The following is a 15729-nucleotide window of genomic DNA, read 5'->3' as shown; positions in this document are numbered from 1 at the left end:
CCCCTTACTGTAATATACCTTACAGTAAAGGCTTTTCACAATCCGTCAGATGGGCTAGCTGTCGTTTCCATGGGAAGGACGGCACCCGGCAAGGGTTATCTCACCGAGGCTGACGAGCTCGTCTTTTTGCTCGAGGAAGTGCCGCGCAAGCTGCGCAAGCTCTTCGACGCGAGTACAGTCGAATTCGGCCTGTCCCGCACCCAGTGGCGCGCGCTTGGATATATTTACCGGACCCCCGGCCTCACCCAGACCGAACTGGCCAAGAACCTCGAAATGGAACGAGCCAGTGTCGGGCACGTGATCGACCAGCTGGAAAAAGCCGCCTTCGTCGAACGCCGTTCCGCTGAAGGCAACCGCAGGATCTGGGCGCTGCACCTCCTTCCCAAGGCGATTGAAATTCTCCCTTCGTTGCGCACGGCAGCCGACAGGATCTACGAACGGGTCCTGACCGGGATTTCCGAAGAACAAGCGGACATCGTCAAGGACATGCTCGCGATCATGTCCTCGAACCTTGAAGATTGAAGCCGGGAAGCCCGGCCTTGACGGAGCTCGAAGGTCAACAGCGCAGAGTTCTCTTTGAATCAGGCACCGAGCGTCCTCAGCGGCTGCGAAACGGGGCCATACCCGGCGTCGGGCGGTATTACGAGAACACGCTCTCCGTTTTCGATCGAGACCTCGGGTAGCACCGTGACCAGCCTGCGTTTCCGCGCACGCGAAAGGCAATCCTGCGCGCTTTCTGCCTCGGCGAGCAGCTTCAGGTTCATCAAGGTTGGAAAAATGATGGTCCTCTCGCCCACCGCTGCCAATCGGATCGCCTCGGACGGCGAGATCCATTCCGCATCGACAGTCTCGCGCCCATCATACGCCGCCACTTGTCCCGCGGGAGCGCTCATCGCGTAGAACCAGGTGTCGAACCGCTTGGGCATCATGGTCGGGGTAATCCACCGGGCGAAGATAGCCAGTTCGTCCAGCCTGAGGTGGACACCCAACTCGCGAACGACATCGATAAAAGCGACATGACCAGCATCGACCGCGCTTCGCACCGATGCGTCACACGGGTCCTCAAAAGGCGTGCCTTGGGCGGTCTGTGCCAGCAGAATTCCGGTTTCCTCGAACGCCTCGCGGATCGCTCCGATCCGCAAGGTTCGCTGAACCAGATCCAGTTCATCCCATCCAATTGCATGCTCGGCCCAGCGCTCGTCGGTGTCGCCGCCATGCGTCTTTCCCCCAGGGAAAACCAGGGCGCCCGACGCAAAATCGATCTGGTGGTGGCGCTTGACCATCAGCACCTGGAATTCGGGCTGATCGCGGACCAGAAGCACCGTCGCTGCGGGTTTCGGTTCGGGGATCTGAGGTGCGTCGGTCATGTCCGTCTCCCTGGCTCTAGCTTCATCAATACTCTTGCCCGCGATCGCAATTCAGTTGATCCCGGACCGGCCCATCCTTCTCGAAGGTATTCTTGCCATCGCCGTAGCTTCGATCAGTCACTTTTGGACCACTCGTCGATTACCGCGCGCAAGGCAGCGGTGAAGGCCAAGGGCTGATCGAGCATCAAATGATGTCGGGCTTCGGGAACCGCGATGATGGGGATGTCCACCCCGCCCAGTTCACGCACGTACTGGCATGAATCCCGCGTAAAAAGCTGGCTCTTTTCGCCATGGATAATCGCCTTCCGACCGGGTGCGGCGACCAGGCGCGGGCCAATCTCAAGCCACAAGCGTTGTGAATTGTCGCGCTCGAACACTGCCGGTGAGAACTTCCAGGTCCAGTTGCTCCCTTCGCGGCGCAGCGCATAATAGGCCATGTAATCCATCAGAAACGGTTCCGCCACCGGCTGAGGCGGGGACAGCACATATCGTGCGCGGGCGTTCAGGTAATCGGGATATCGGCGATGAGGCCGGTTGGGATCGCCTGAGCCAGGGCTGGTACGGCCATCGCTTCTGTACTTTTCCAGTTCCGACGGGCGCAGAACCATCATGTCGCAGATCACCGCCGCGCCAAAAGTGGCCGGGGCGAGCTCGAGAGCCTCCAGCGCCACTGCCGAGCCGAAACTATGGGCCACCACGATGGGTTTGCGGGCGTGGCCGAGAAGGCCCAAGGCTTCGGCAACCCCGATCATCTCGCGCCCGCGCGCCGGCATGTCGCAGTGGGGCCGCACGTCACTGTCGCCCATGCCGGAAAGGTCATAAGCGACAACGTGGTAATCGCGGGCGAGAAACGGGGCGATAAAGGCGAAGCAGCGGGCGTGCGAAAGGAAGCCATGGGTCATCAGCACCGGCGGCGCGGCCGGGTTGCCCCAACGGAAGTAGTGCATACGCACGCCATCGACGGTTACGAAACCTTCCTCGCGCGGAAGAGCCATGGCGTCGACAAACCAGCCTGGCAGGATCGACGGGTCGGGCGCCCATTCCGGCACGATGTCGGATGTGGCCAAGTTCATCGGTCGTGGTTCCTCGTTCATGCTAGCGTGAACCCACGATACCCGTCAGCTGCCACTTCGTCGCAGATTATGGCGAAGCTAACGACGCTTGGATAATTGAGCAACTGGCGTGGCTTGCCCGAAATATTATCGCCCATTTACCAGTGTCCGTTGTCGGAACATTTGGCGCAGCTCGCGGCTCAGATTAGCGGAGGATCGGCCTCGTCTGGGGATTGATGTTATGCGGCGAGCTTGCGGTGCTGCAAGCGCCGATGTTCGATGGTCTGTCGCTTGATCCTTTCGCGCTGTTTGATGATGGTCTGGGCCCTTCCGAAGTAGGCGTCGGCGGGTGTCACGTTGTCCAGGCTCCCGTGGTAGCGGCGGTGGTTGTAGTGATCAACGAACGCCTCGATCTGGGCTTCGAGATCCCCGGGCAGGAAGTAGTTTTCCAGCAGGATGCGGTTCTTCAGGGTCTGGTGCCAGCGCTCGATCTTGCCCTGGGTCTGGGGGTGGATCGGCGCGCCGCGGACATGGCTCATGCGTTGGGCCGCGATGTACTCGGCCAGCTCGCCCGCGATGTAGCTGGGGCCGTTGTCGCTGAGCGGCCGGGGTTTGTGCTGCATCGTGGCGTGATCGCAGCCCGAGGCCGTCAGCGCCAGGTCGAGCGTGTCGGTGACGTCCTCGGTCCGCATTGTGGAGCACAACTTCCAGGCGATGATGTAGCGCGAGAAGTCGTCGAGCACGGTCGATAGGTACATCCAGCCCCACCCGATGATCTTGAAGTAAGTGAAGTCGGTCTGCCGACGATCCTGATGATCTCGAGCTTCTCGGCCGCGGGATATCTCATTCGTCGTCGCCCCCATCCGCGAGAATGCTTTTTTTGACCAGACGGTTCTCGAGCGTCAGATCGGCGACGGACTCCTTCAGGGCACCGGCCTCGCGGTGTAGGTCCCTGAATTCGTCGGTGGTGGCGGCACGGGCAGTGTCGCCGGCGAGACGGCGCTTGCCCGCTTCCATGAACTCCTTCGACCAGGTGTAGTACAGGCTCTGTGCGATGCCCTCCTTGCGACACAGCTCGGCGATGCTGTCTTCGCCGCGCAGCCCTTCGAGCACGATTCTGATTTTGTCTTCGGCCGAGAAGTGGCGCCGCGTCGCCGGCGGATGTCCTTCACAACCTGCTCCGCAGGCTTTTTGGCGATTGAGGATTTGGCTCATCTTCGTTCCTTCGTCACTCCGACGAGAGCCAAATCCTCCTTACATCACAACCTCAAATCTGTGCCATTGGTGCTGACGGGGAACATTTCTCTAAATATCATCGCCTACAATCTGGTTCGAATACCCAAACTGATAGCCGCCTGACCACGCTACCGGACCAAAAAGGAGGTGCCAACGACCAACGGCTGAATATTGTACCAGTCAGGCAATCGGCCCGCCCCCAAAACCACCGGGACAAAGGGGGGCATGGCTGGCGCCGGACGTTTTTCAGCAGACTGTTAGACCGTTGGACTGCTCGCCAGAACCGACGCAATATCGTCGGCTACCGACGGGTTTTCAATCGTCGCGGGAATGTCGAAGGGCACTCGATCGACGATCTTGCGCATGAGATTGCGCAGGATTTTCCCCGATCGTGTCTTCGGCAGTTGATCCACCACATGGGCCGTCTTTAAGGCTGCAACTGGGCCCAACTCGTCGCGAACGGCCTTGATTGCCTGCTGGATCAAGGCCGCGTCATCGGCACATCGCCCTTGCGCAACTATAAACGCGATCGGAACCATGCCTTTGACCGGATCTTGCGCGCCGATCACCGCGCATTCGGCGACGCCTTTCTGGCGGGCAACGATCTCTTCCATCTGCCCAGTCGAGAGGCGGTGTCCCGCGACATTGATGATATCGTCGGTCCGGCCCATGATGTGAATAAATCCGGCGTCGTCGCGATAGCCCGCATCGCCGGTTTCGTAGTAGCCCGGGAACGCCGCGAAGTTCCGGTCGAAAGCTGCCTGGTTGTTCCAAAGGGTGCGGAAAGCGCCAGGTGGCAGGGGGTGCGGATCACCACGCTGCCGCTCTCGCCGTCGGCGAGCGGACGGCCGTCGTCGCCGAGGACCGCAAAGCCATAGCCAGGCACCGCCAGCCCGGCACTGCCCGCCTTCCGACGCAGGTCGCCCATCGCGAAGCACGAGGCGATAGCTGGCCAGCCGAGCTCGGTCTGCCACCAGTGATCAATGACCGGCAGTCCGCTTTCGCGCTCAAGCCAAGCGATGGTGTCGGGATCGGCACGCTCGCCGGCCAAGAAGATCGCGCGGCATTCTCCGGTGCCGATATGCTTGAGCAGCCGGGCCTCGGGGTCTTCCTTGCGGATCGCCCGAATTGCGGTTGGTGCAGTGAAGAAGATCTTGACCCTGTTACGAGCGATGATCCGCCAAAAAGTGCCCGGATCGGGGGTGCCAACCGGTTTGCCTTCGAACAGTACGGTGGTCGATCCGACCAGCAGCGGGCCGTAGACGATGTAGCTGTGGCCGACAACCCAACCGACATCGGACGCCGCCCAGAACGTATCCCCGCTGCCGATGCCGTAAATGTTGGCCATCGACCATGCGAGCGCGACGGCATGCCCGCCGTTGTCGCGCACCACACCTTTGGGCATCCCGGTCGTACCCGATGTGTACAAGATGTAGAGTGAGTCCGCTGCGGCAAGAGGTGCGCAGTCCGGAACCGGGTCATTGGCAGTACGCTGCCGCAATTCGTGCCAGTCGATGTCCCGATCGCGCTTCATACAGGCAGGCAACCGCTCGCGCTGCAGCAGTACGACATGCCTGACGTAGTGGGCTGACAGGGCAACCGCTTCATCGACCAGTGGCTTGTAGGCGATAGTGCGACCGCCCTCGATACCGCACGAAGCCGTAAGGATCAGTGTTGGCTCAGCATCGTCGATCCGCTTGGCCAGTTCGGGTGCAGCAAAACCACCGAACACGACCGAATGAATGGCGCCCAGCCGGGCGCAAGCCAGCATTGCGAAGACGGTCTCAGGAATCATCGGCATATAAATTATGACACGATCGCCTTTGCCGACTCCTACGCTTGCCACCATCGCCGCGACCCGCCCGACCTCATCCTGTAGTTCGCTGTACGTGAAACTGCGCAGCGTTTTGGCGACCGGACTGTCATAGGTAAGAGCGACGGCGTCGCCGCGACCCGCCGCGACGTGCCGGTCAAGGCAATTGTGGCAGGTGTTGAGAACACCGTCCGCGAACCATCCATCGTTTTCGTTGTAGACCTGCCGGGGCTCGACGAACCAGTCGATGGCTTTGGCAGCCTCGGCCCAGAAGTTGACGGAGTCGTCTGCAGCGCGGCGAAAGGCATTTTCATAGGTACTTTTGGCAGTGGCGGCAGTCATCCTTTGGCGCTCCTGTCTTGACCTTGGAGACGATGCGTCTGTCTCCGGGAAATGAGGATCGCAGCGATCACCATTGCGGCTCCGGCGAAATGATAGGACGCCACTCTCTCGCCAAGCAGCGGGATCGCCAGGACAACCCCGAACACGGTCGGCAGATTCATGTAGACCCCCGCACGCGCCGAACCAATCAACGCCACCGACCGGTTGAAGAAGCCATAGGCGATCAGCGACGGAAAGATTCCGACATACAGGACCGCAAACACCACGGCCAGCGTCGGGATCGACGGGCCGCTGCGCACCAATCCACCAAAATACGGAATTACCAAGGTTCCGATGCCGACCGCGAACAGCGTGGCAAGCAAGGTAAGGTGGTGCATTGTCGGCACCTTGCGAAGGAAGGTGGCGTAAGCCGAATAGAGAAATACGCCCGCAAGGGCGAGCAGGTCGCCGTTGTTGACCGCGCTCCAGCGCAGATCGAGCGGATGCCCCTTGGTCACGATCCATGCGATACCCGTGAAGGACAGCCCCGCGCTGACGGCTAGGAGCGGGCGCAGCCGCTCCCCGAACAGGATGGTCGGCATTGCGAGGGTCATGATCGGCATGGTCGATTGCAGCAGGAGGCTGTTGGTGGCTGTTGTGAGTTGCAGACTCCAGTAGACGACATAGGCGAACAGACCGACACCAAAAAAGCCCAGCAGCCCAAGCAGCCGCCACGATACGCGCAGGATCTGCCGATCGGCCCCGATGTGGCGCCAAGCCAGGGGAAGAACGAACATCAACGCGATAACCCAGCGCCAGAAGGCGAGCGACAAGGGGGAGATCAGGTCTCGCACCGCCCGGCCAACGATCGGATTCAGCGCCCAGAAGAATGAGGCCAGACAGAGTAGCAAGGTCGGGGAATTCCACATCGTCGACGCAGCACTGCGCCAGTCGGAGAAATTGCGGACGGGTGGACTCAAAGCGAAAATCTCCTGTGGTCCTAACCCGTTTGCAAGCCGTACGATATTTGCATATTGTGCATCGCATTGCCGCTAGTCTATAGCTTCGGTCGTCGCAACAACCGTGGGCAAACGTTGGAGAGAGCCGCGACGGGCAACAACACCCTCGTGACAAGGTCAACGCGAATGAATCGCCCCAGGTTTTCTGGGACGAAAACGTCTATAATCTTGAGATCAAGAGAATCTTATCGCGTTCGTGGTGGTTCCTCGGCCACGAGCCTCTCCTTCCAGAACCCGGAGATTTTATCACTTCCTTCATGGCCCAAGACAAGGTCAGCCTTTCGCATTAGCTTGTTGGATTGTACCGTGGCGTTATCAATTCGTGCCAACATCGGGGTAACCAACTTTGTCATGCCGACAGCGGCACTGCCAAAACTCTGCGCAACTATCACGGCTAGGTGTTCGAGCAGGACGGCAGACTGCAGATATTTCGCTCGAATCGCGCTGCTAGCCGGACTAGCTCGACAAGTCGCAGCTCGCCGCCAAGGCGATAAGGAACGTATGGTACGCGATTAGCGGTTCCATACGGCTTGCGCACAGTCTGGCCATGTTGTGGATGTAGGCCCGTCGAAGAACGTCCAGCGGAACGTTTCCTGCCACCAAGGCGATTCATGCTCGAAACGATCAGGATCCATCGGCCCGTTGGCAATCCTGTGATGCTTGTCGTGTACGCAGCGCAGCAGCACTATTGGCGCGCAGGGGAGCAGGAAGAACAGCCGATCACTCCGATCGACTTGTTCACGTGCTTGTTAGCGAAATCTGGTCCGTTGGCGCGAGGTATCAGAGGCTGCCGATGCCGCCCGTCGATGCGATGAACAACAGGAAAGTCGGCAGGGCCAGCGCGACCTCTGGCGCAGCTATCTTTTCTTACTCTGCGGAATGACGCTCGCGTCCATCCAGCACCTCTCTCAGTCTATGGTTTTCCGGAGCGAAGCGTGATTGCCGTCCTAGTTGCCCCGACGCGCAGGTTTCTGGTCAGAACCCGGCGTAAATATCAAATCCAAGCGCACCGACTGGAGACGCAGCTGAGTGGGATATTGGATAATGTGCCATCATTGTCCTATTCGAGCCAGGATTGAGAAAGCCACTGAAGCCCCCCGGCCCGATACGAAGCTTCTGCTTCATCCCGCAGGCTATTCGGTAATGCGGGTCTGAAGAGCATGATATCCGAGGTCGCGACGAGCCTCATCCAGCCGCTTGCCGCCGGCTACCGCCGCCATGATCGCGTTCTCGGCCACCTCGATCTTCTCGGCGATGGCCAGCACCTCCGCGACGCGACTGGCCGGAATCGACACCACGCCGTCCGCATCGCCGACGAGCCAGTCGCCGGGTTCGACCCGCACCCTGGCCAACTGGACCGCAGCGTTGCAGGTATCGGCCGTCGCCCGGTCCTTTCCGGTCTGCATGGTGACCCCGCGCGCGAACACCGGATAGTTGAGCGAGACGCAGCGGTCGCTGTCCCGGCAGACGCCATCTATGACAGTCGCGGCGATGCCCTTGGCATGTGCCACGTAGGTAAGGATGTCGCCCCAGACGGTCTGGTCCATGATGCCGTCGTTGTCGATCGCCACAACGGCCCCGGCTGGAACGTCGTCTATGTAGTCACCAACGCTCCCTCCGGTCAGGCCGACGGGCAGCATACGGACCGTAAAGGCCGGGCCAGCGAACTTCATCTCTCGTGCGACGGGAACTAGTCCGATGGCCTGACCGGCAATGGCCAAACGGTCCAGTGCGTCCGAGAGCGCGGTCACGCCGACCGCATTCAGCCGCATCGCTAGTGAATCGCCACCCATCTATCCTCTCCGCCTATGTCAGCATGCCTTCGTAGCTCGCGCCAAGAACCTGATCGATCGGTGTGTCAGCCTCAATCGCGGCGATCATCGCGGCTTCGCGGACATGAATACGCTTTGCCTCTGCCAGGACTTCGACGATGCGGGTTTGCCCGACGAAGACCACGCCGCTGCCGTCTGCCACAACCCAGTCACCCGGATTGACGACGACATTGCCCACCACGACCGGACAACCGCAATCGTGCTCGGCAATCCTCCCGCGAGCCGTTAGCGGGACGGCGGCACGAGCGAAGATCGGCAGTCCAAGCTCCCGGCTCTCGTCAATATCGCGGCATGCGCCGTCGATGATCACACCTGCGATCCCCTTGCGGATCGCCCCCCGGCTCAACAGTCCACCCCAGCCAGACACGTCAGTTCGCCCGCGATGTTCGATGACGACAATCTCGCCTGGCTGAGCTTGGACTATCGCGGCTGCACCAAGGTGCCTTTTTGGCAGGCCAGTGATCACCGGCCCCAGTTTCACCGTCACTACCCTCCCGGCGATGCGAAGACCGGTGGTGGTAAGAGGGGCAAGCCCCGAGACCGCGCCGGTCAGCCCCATCTTGTCGAGTGCGTCTGAAAGGGTACAAGTGTCGAACTCGGCAAGGCGCCGCGCGTCTGCCTTGTCGCAAGATTGACGGGCGGGTTCAGGCTTCATCGGAAACCATCGCTATGGCCTCGCACTGCACCAGTATCGCTCCGGGGAGATGGTCATAGACCAAGGTGTGCCGGGCTGGTCGCGATGCTGCATCGGGAAAATACTGAAGCCAGAATTCGTTGATGAACGGGCGTAATTCACTGGTTCTTACATAGAACGTCAGCTTAGCCACGTCGTCAAAACCGGCACCCGCCTCGGCCAGTACCCGACCAAGTTGCAGAAAGATCAGGCGCACCTGCTCTCTCGCGTCCGGCGCGACGACACCGGTCACGGGATCCATTCCATAGACACCCCCGGTTGTGACTAGGCTTCCCACCCGGCTGGCGGCCGGAATCGGATTGCCGGAATGGTGGAGTCCTTCGACTTCGATACTGCGACGCGCCACGATCGTTGCTCCTTGGCTTCAACAGTCGAGGCGCGTGAAGAGCCGCCGGGCATTGTGCTCAAAAATGCCCGTCCGCGCCGCCTCGTCCAGCGACGGAAGCGCTTCGATCACAGGCTTGAGATCGTCGTAATGACGACCGGAGACGGGATCGATCCCGTCGCCCGAGCCGGGCCTTTCGGTCCCGAAGCAGCACCTGTCGTACCCAACCGTCTTGAACAGCAGTTCGAGTGAATCTGGATTGTGTAAAACGGTATCGAACCAGAACTTGCGCAGGATTTCGTCAAACGACGGTGCGTCTGAAGCGATCCGCCCCTGCGCCCGCGCCATTTCGCGATGCGAACGCCAGCGCCCGACCTGATAGGGGATCGGACCGCCACCGTGGCTAATCATCAGCTTGAGTTCGGGGAACCGCTCGAAAACATCGGCCCGATAGATCGAGGTGATGGCAAGCCCTTCCTCTGCGATGAAGTGCTCGTCGTAGGTTTCGCGCCCGTTGCAGCATTGTCCCGAGTGGATATGGGCGGGCAAATCGAGTTCACAAAGTTTTTCGTACAGTGGATACCAGTAGGGATCACCCAGCGGCGGCGATCCGTTCATGCCCTCGCTAGGGTCGGGATTAAGCAGGATGCCGACGAAGCCCAACTCGTTCACCAGCCGATCAATTTCGCCGAACAACGAAACGATCGACCGGCCGACCTGCTGCGGCAAAGCCCCCACTCCGCGGAAACGGGTGGGATGGAGCCGCTGGGTTCGTGCTATCATGTCATTGTTGTCAGTAGCCCAATCGACGATGTCGTTCCAGCGGGCGGTGCCGTTGAGGGTCAGAAATGGCCGCGGTGACAGCAATTGTACGTCTGTTCCCACCCCGTCCATGATCTTGACGTTCTGGTCGGCGCTTTCTTCCAGCAGGCGATCGGCCACCTGCGCCCGATAGCTGTTGCCGTACTGCCCGCTGGAAACGATCAGGTTGCTTCGATGCGCGTATAGTGCGGCCGGTGCGACCAGGTGTGCATGGGCATCGATGATCATGGTTGACGTAACCCTCGCGTGGGTGAATTCAAGCGACGAAAGGGACGCGGCGTCCTCAGATCGGATAGACCAGGTACCGGGGGAGCACAGACGTATCGAGTTCGGCGCAACGCGACAGCAGCTTCAAACCGCCGTTTGTGCCGACCCGCACGGTGTCGATGTATTGCCCGGCAGCGAGGATCTGCGTGACACCGGAGTCCTCGGGCGTCATGAACACCGAGAAGTTTGATCGCATCGTCAGCGTATTCCCGTTCACGCGCTCGTATCGCACCCACTGGACAAAATGACGCGTGCGGTAGTCTTGGAAGGTGCCCGCCCAGATGTCGTTTATAAAGGTGACACGATCTTCGAGCCGCGCCCGGCAATCGTCGTACATGAAGCCCAGCGCCAGGCCGTTCTCGGTATTCTCGGCCGAACGGCAGATGTAGGAGGCGTCCTCCTCCTCGGCATAGTTGCCGAGCCAGCTTGCCAGATCCTTGCCGTCGAGCGCGCCGGCGTCGGCCAGCAGCAACGCGTGAAGCGCCGCCTCGAGCGAAGTATCGCTTTGCGTCATGCGAGCGCCCTCTCGAAGCCCATAACCGAACGATAGTGCTCCCAGCGCGGCAGGTTGCCGCTCTCATCGTTCTGGAGGAATTCCGATTCCAGCTTGGACGGATCGCGCACCCCTTTTTGAAAGATCGCCGAACCCGGCGTGTGGTTGCCAATATGGATGCGATGGAAGATTGAGGCGTCTTCCATGCTGATCAGGCCGCACGGACCGAGCAAGTTGGAGCTTTGCCGCAACCGGTGGCGCACCATTTCCTCGTCATCGTCCTGATGGGCAAAATAGGCGTAGTGAACCTCGACCGTTTCGGCGTCGATCGGCGTCGCGAAGCGCAGGTTGATCACGTCGAGGTGTTTGGTTGAAACAAACGTCGGGAAGAGGCTGACGATCCGTGAGCCAACTGCTGGATCCTGACCCTTGAACTCGATCAGCGACATGTCCTTGAGAACTGCCGGCCCGCTCGCGACCGAAAGCGCGGATTCGAAACAGATATGACCGTGCTCGGTGGCGGTGAACTGACGGCCCTTGCCGCCTTGCCAGTTGAGCATGTTGAAGGCCTGGTGGAGCAGCGGGGCGTGATAGCCGTCGTTGTCGGTATAGGACTTCCAGTTCGAATCGTAGCGAACCTTCTGGTATCCGAGCAGCTTGAGCCGCCCGTCGCCGCCGAGCAGCTCGCGCAAAGTGTTCTGGGAACCGCCGAGGTATTCCAGGAGCGGTTCAGTCTCAGCCGATAGCGTCACGAAGACGAGCCCATAAAAGCTGTCGAACCGAGGCTGGCTCAGCGGATAGTCGGACTTGTCGAACCCAGGAAGAAAATCCCTCTGGTTGGGGCAGCCGACAAGATCGCCTTTCGCGTCAAACAGCCAGCGGTGATAAGGGCATTCGAACTCGGTCTTGTTGCCCATGACCGCGGTTTCGAGCTGATTGCCCCGATGCGAGCAGGCGTTGTAGAATACGCGCACTTCGCCTGCCGTGTCGCGGGCGATCAGCAGCGGAACTCCCGCCAAGCGGTAGGTTTTGAAATCCCCGGGGTTCGGCAGCTCGCTCTCATGCGCTACCGGATGCCATTCCGGCCCATGGAAGATGCGCTTGATCTCTTCGCCGTAAATGTCCTTGCGAACAAAGGCCTCTTTTGGAATCTCGTTGTAATTCTTGGGCCACGACAGGCCTACCTGGTCCATTTCTTCTCTCCTGATGGCGGATCTGCTTTGCAGCAGTCGTCAGTCTTGTGCTTCGAGTGCCCGGCCCAGGTCGGCCCACATTTGGCCCGACTTGCGTGCGCCTTCGAGATAGGGCTCGGGGCAAAGATGATAGGGTGGACGCACCGGTCCGGCCTTCATCCAGCCACCGGCGTTCATCCGCGCTTTTTCGAGCGGGATGTTGAAGGTCGAGAATTCCTTGAAACTGCCGTTCGGGAAAAGGGTTGCCGCGGTCGGACCCAGCCGCGCCTGAAAGGCTCGCGCCGCCCCCCAGTCGCCGCTGGTCCGCGCTGCGGCGACCACATCCCGCAGCGTGGTGGTCACGAGAGGATGGCAGACCGCCCCGCTCGACCAGAAAGCGTCGATCGAATCGTCCATGCGCGCGGCAGCGTAGTAATCGAAATCGATCGGCAGCAGTTTGATCCGGCCGCGGATCGCCGCAAGGTCGCCCAGCAGATTGCCGACGCCGATGTATTTGGCGGTGACGACCTGGGGAATTTCGGCAACCTGGGCCCAGAACGGTTGCGGAAAGTCAAACTTGAAAGCCTCGGGATTGGCATAGATCGCGATGTTCATCTCGGGCACCGCCTCGGCCACGTCCTTGTAGAACTGGACCGCGACATCCCTGCTGGGCGCGCACCACATCGGCAAACCGAGCATCGTGCCGTCCGCGCCGATATTGAGTGCCTGCCGGGTCAGCGCCACCGTGTCGCGGGTGTTTATACAGGTTGTGCCGACAAAGATCGGTACCCGTCCGGCGGCGGCATCTACCAACGCCTTCATGAAATCTAATTTCTCGTCATGGGTCATCGTCGCCGCTTCACCCAGCGTGCCCATGCTGAGGATACCGTCGATTCCCGCGTCGATCAGGCCATTCACCACCCGCGCGGTTTCGTCGATATCGACGGTTTTGGTCGCGCGCCAATCCGAAGCGTCGTCCTTCGCCGGGGTCGGAATAATGGCCCAACCACCCTTGACGTCACCGGGGCTCAAGAGTGTGCGCGCCATCTGCTCTGTTCTCCCAAATATCACGCCCAGTTTTCGCCGCATCGGCGCCCTGGCGTTCTCCATGGTGTAACGCTTATCCTTGTGTAACTGCAAGGGGCAATATAGACTGGCAGCAAATTATGAACGGTGGCGGCGGTGCAAATCCCCGCCTGTCAGGCGACGGTGGAGCGGGAAAGCCTAAGGATGAGCTTGTTCAAACGCTTTGACCACAAGGTGGCGGTCGTCACGGGCGGGGCGCAGGGGATCGGTTTTGCCACCGCCCAGCGCATGGCGCAGGAAGGCGCAACCGTGGTGGTGGCCGACCGAGCGGCGGAGGCTACTGCCGCTGCGGTTGACCGAATCCGAAGCGCTGGCGGCGATGCCCACGCCGCCATCGCCGATCTCGAACAGTGCGAAGGCGCGGCCGGGTTGTACCGGACCGTCGCTGACCGCTTTGGCCAAATCGATGTCGCGGTGCACAATGTCGGGGGAACGATCTGGGCCAAGCCCTATTGGCACTATGCCCCGGAGGAAATCGTGGCCGAAATCAACCGTTCTCTGTGGCCGACCCTGTGGTGCTGCCACGCGGTCTTGCCGCACATGCTCGCAGCCGGTTCCGGATCGGTCGTCAATATCGGCTCGGTTGCGACGCGCGGCGTCAACCGAGCACCGTATGCCGCCGCGAAAGGCGCGGTCGCCGCGCTGACAGCCGCCCTGTCGCTGGAACTGGAATCGAGCGGTGTCCGTGTCAACTGCGTCGCGCCAGGGGGCGTCAACGTAACGCGGGTCACGCCACGCAATCCTTCCCCTGCGACCGAGGCGGACAGGTCCGGGTTTGCACGGGTTATGGACCAGACCCTGCGCGATACTCCGATGGCCCGCTTCGGCGAGCCCGAGGAGCTGGCCGCGGCTATTTGCTTCTTCGCCTCCGACGAAGCATCCTACGTCACCGGGCAGACCCTGTTCGTCGCGGGCGGGGGAATCGGTTAGGACCGGCCGAGCCGGCCGGCTCAATTAGCCCGCTTGAGTAATTCGCGCAAAGGCACATCAGGATCACCAAGCTGCGCCGCGCCGGCCTTGGCCCGGCGCTCCACCAAGCGTTTGCCGATTCCCATGTCGGACGCGCGGTTAACGGCCAGCAAGCCCTCTATCGTCCCGCCAGACAAGAAGAACGCGACGAAAGCGTTGCTTCCCATGTCGCCGCGAAGCACGACCTCAGCCTGCACCGGGATCTGTCCGCTGAATTGGATGTTGAGGTCGAACTGGTCGCTCCAGTACCACATCGGCTTGCAGTAATCGACTTCCTGCCCGAGGATTGCCAGTGCGGCAGCCTGGGCCTGGTCGGCTGCGTTCTGGTAGGTTTCCTGGCGGAACCGTCCGCCAAAGAATCCGTCCTGTTCGGCAACGTCGCCGGCGGCGAACACGGCTGGATTGCTGGTCCGGCATTGGCGATCGACGATGATCCCGTTGTTTACCGCAAGCCCGGCATCGAGCGCGAGCGAAGTCGCCGGCACAATCCCCACACCGACGATGACGGCATCGCACTCGATCAGGGTGCCATCGTCAATTTCGACGGCAGAGACCCGCCCGTCGACGAACTTGAAGCCGGTCACGCCGCGGTTGAAGTGGGTCTTCACCCCGCGCTTGCGATGCTCTTCCCCAAGCCAATGGCCGAATCGCTGCCCGAGGGCGCGTTCCATAGGCACCGCGAGCGGCTCGACCGCCGTTACGTCGCAGCCCAGTTTGATCGCGCTGGCGGCGACTTCGGCCCCGATCACACCCATCCCGACGATGACGATCCGCGCCCCTGCCTGCAGGTCTACCGCCATCCGCTCGGCGTCGTCGCGGGTCCGCAGGTAGTGGACGTTGGCGCAATCTGCTCCGGCCAGATTGAGCTTGCGCGCGTGCCCGCCGGTTGCCAGCAGAACCTGGTCGGCGACGACCAGTTCGCCGCCGCTCAGACGCACCCCGCCTGCAGCGAGATCGATCGCCTCGGCGCGCGTATCCAGCCGCAGGTCGATGCGGTTCTCATTATACCAGTCTTCGGTCTGCAGGAAGAAATTGTCCGGGGCATTGGCCGGATTCCACAAGACTTCCTTCGACAGGGGCGGGCGTTCGTAAGGCCGCCACGGTTCCTGGCCGATCAGCGTGATCCGGCCATCGAACCCAGCCTGCCGCAGCGTTTCGACGGCACGCCCACCCGCTAGATTCCCGCCCACAATTGCAACCGAACGCACCTGATCTCTCCGGCTCTAACCGCGCTGGTCATCCACTGTACCAACGCCGGACA

Annotated in this window: 13 protein-coding genes and 2 pseudogenes; 2 read left to right on the top strand and 13 right to left on the bottom strand. The window is 61.0% G+C overall.

The genetic code is table 11. The annotated features are described in order from the left end of the window. Positions 1 to 69: 69 nt before the first annotated feature. A complete protein-coding gene (locus GKE62_RS05320) occupies positions 70 to 522 on the top strand; it encodes a MarR family winged helix-turn-helix transcriptional regulator (protein WP_154691331.1) in 453 nt (150 codons plus the stop codon). 59 nt (positions 523 to 581) lie between these two features. On the opposite strand, the gene GKE62_RS05315 is transcribed toward GKE62_RS05320, so the two are convergent. From GKE62_RS05315 to GKE62_RS05260, 12 genes and pseudogenes are all read right to left on the bottom strand, one after another. Beyond that, positions 582 to 1367: an NUDIX domain-containing protein gene (locus tag GKE62_RS05315; protein WP_154691330.1), complete on the bottom strand. Its 786-nt coding sequence runs from the start codon at positions 1365 to 1367 to the stop codon at positions 582 to 584. A gap of 113 nt (positions 1368 to 1480) precedes the next feature. Beyond that, entirely contained in the window at positions 1481 to 2440 is a 960-nt protein-coding gene (locus tag GKE62_RS05310) for an alpha/beta fold hydrolase (protein WP_230206932.1), read from the bottom strand. A 218-nt stretch (positions 2441 to 2658) separates the two neighbouring features. Further along, positions 2659 to 3618 (bottom strand): annotated as a pseudogene (locus GKE62_RS05305) (DDE-type integrase/transposase/recombinase). Between the two features lie 294 nt (positions 3619 to 3912). Continuing rightward, a pseudogene (locus GKE62_RS05300) lies at positions 3913 to 5810 on the bottom strand (AMP-binding protein). Next, positions 5807 to 6769 (bottom strand): DMT family transporter, encoded by a 963-nt coding sequence (locus GKE62_RS05295; RefSeq protein WP_230206931.1) that lies wholly within the window; start codon positions 6767 to 6769, stop codon positions 5807 to 5809. Before GKE62_RS05295 ends, GKE62_RS05300 begins: the two are co-directional and overlap by 4 nt. Positions 6770 to 7941: 1172 nt before the next feature. Continuing rightward, a complete protein-coding gene (locus GKE62_RS05290; RefSeq protein WP_154691328.1) occupies positions 7942 to 8601 on the bottom strand; it encodes an RraA family protein in 660 nt (219 codons plus the stop codon). Positions 8602 to 8614: 13 nt separating this feature from the next. Next, positions 8615 to 9295 carry an RraA family protein gene (locus GKE62_RS05285; RefSeq protein ID WP_154691327.1) on the bottom strand — a complete coding sequence of 227 codons (681 nt, stop codon included), beginning with the start codon at positions 9293 to 9295 and terminating at the stop codon, positions 8615 to 8617. Next, on the bottom strand, positions 9285 to 9680 hold the full coding sequence (locus tag GKE62_RS05280; RefSeq protein WP_154691326.1) for a RidA family protein: 396 nt from the start codon (positions 9678 to 9680) through the stop codon (positions 9285 to 9287). The genes GKE62_RS05285 and GKE62_RS05280 overlap by 11 nt, the downstream gene beginning before the upstream one ends. Before the next feature lie 18 nt (positions 9681 to 9698). Then, positions 9699 to 10709 (bottom strand): amidohydrolase family protein, encoded by a 1011-nt coding sequence (locus GKE62_RS05275; protein ID WP_154691325.1) that lies wholly within the window; start codon positions 10707 to 10709, stop codon positions 9699 to 9701. Between the two features lie 55 nt (positions 10710 to 10764). After that, complete coding sequence (locus tag GKE62_RS05270; protein WP_154691324.1) at positions 10765 to 11262, bottom strand: aromatic-ring-hydroxylating dioxygenase subunit beta; 498 nt, start codon at positions 11260 to 11262, stop codon at positions 10765 to 10767. Continuing rightward, positions 11259 to 12434, bottom strand: coding sequence for an aromatic ring-hydroxylating dioxygenase subunit alpha (locus GKE62_RS05265; RefSeq protein WP_154691323.1), 1176 nt, complete (start codon positions 12432 to 12434; stop codon positions 11259 to 11261). Before GKE62_RS05265 ends, GKE62_RS05270 begins: the two co-directional genes overlap by 4 nt. Before the next feature lie 39 nt (positions 12435 to 12473). Continuing rightward, complete coding sequence (locus GKE62_RS05260) at positions 12474 to 13460, bottom strand: dihydrodipicolinate synthase family protein (RefSeq protein ID WP_154691322.1); 987 nt, start codon at positions 13458 to 13460, stop codon at positions 12474 to 12476. A 183-nt stretch (positions 13461 to 13643) separates the two neighbouring features. Here GKE62_RS05260 and GKE62_RS05255 point away from each other — a divergent pair, with 183 nt between their 5' ends. Beyond that, complete coding sequence (locus tag GKE62_RS05255) at positions 13644 to 14429, top strand: 1,6-dihydroxycyclohexa-2,4-diene-1-carboxylate dehydrogenase (protein WP_154691321.1); 786 nt, start codon at positions 13644 to 13646, stop codon at positions 14427 to 14429. A 20-nt stretch (positions 14430 to 14449) separates the two neighbouring features. Here GKE62_RS05255 and GKE62_RS05250 read toward each other — a convergent pair whose 3' ends face one another. Beyond that, positions 14450 to 15676, bottom strand: a complete 1227-nt coding sequence (locus tag GKE62_RS05250) for an NAD(P)/FAD-dependent oxidoreductase (RefSeq protein WP_154691320.1) — start codon at positions 15674 to 15676, stop codon at positions 14450 to 14452. Positions 15677 to 15729 lie beyond the last annotated feature (53 nt).

Origin of the sequence: Novosphingobium sp. Gsoil 351, from assembly GCF_009707465.1 — a bacterium.
In the GTDB taxonomy this organism is placed as follows: Bacteria; Pseudomonadota; Alphaproteobacteria; order Sphingomonadales; family Sphingomonadaceae; genus Novosphingobium.
This window is presented reverse-complemented; position numbering and strand designations above follow the sequence as displayed.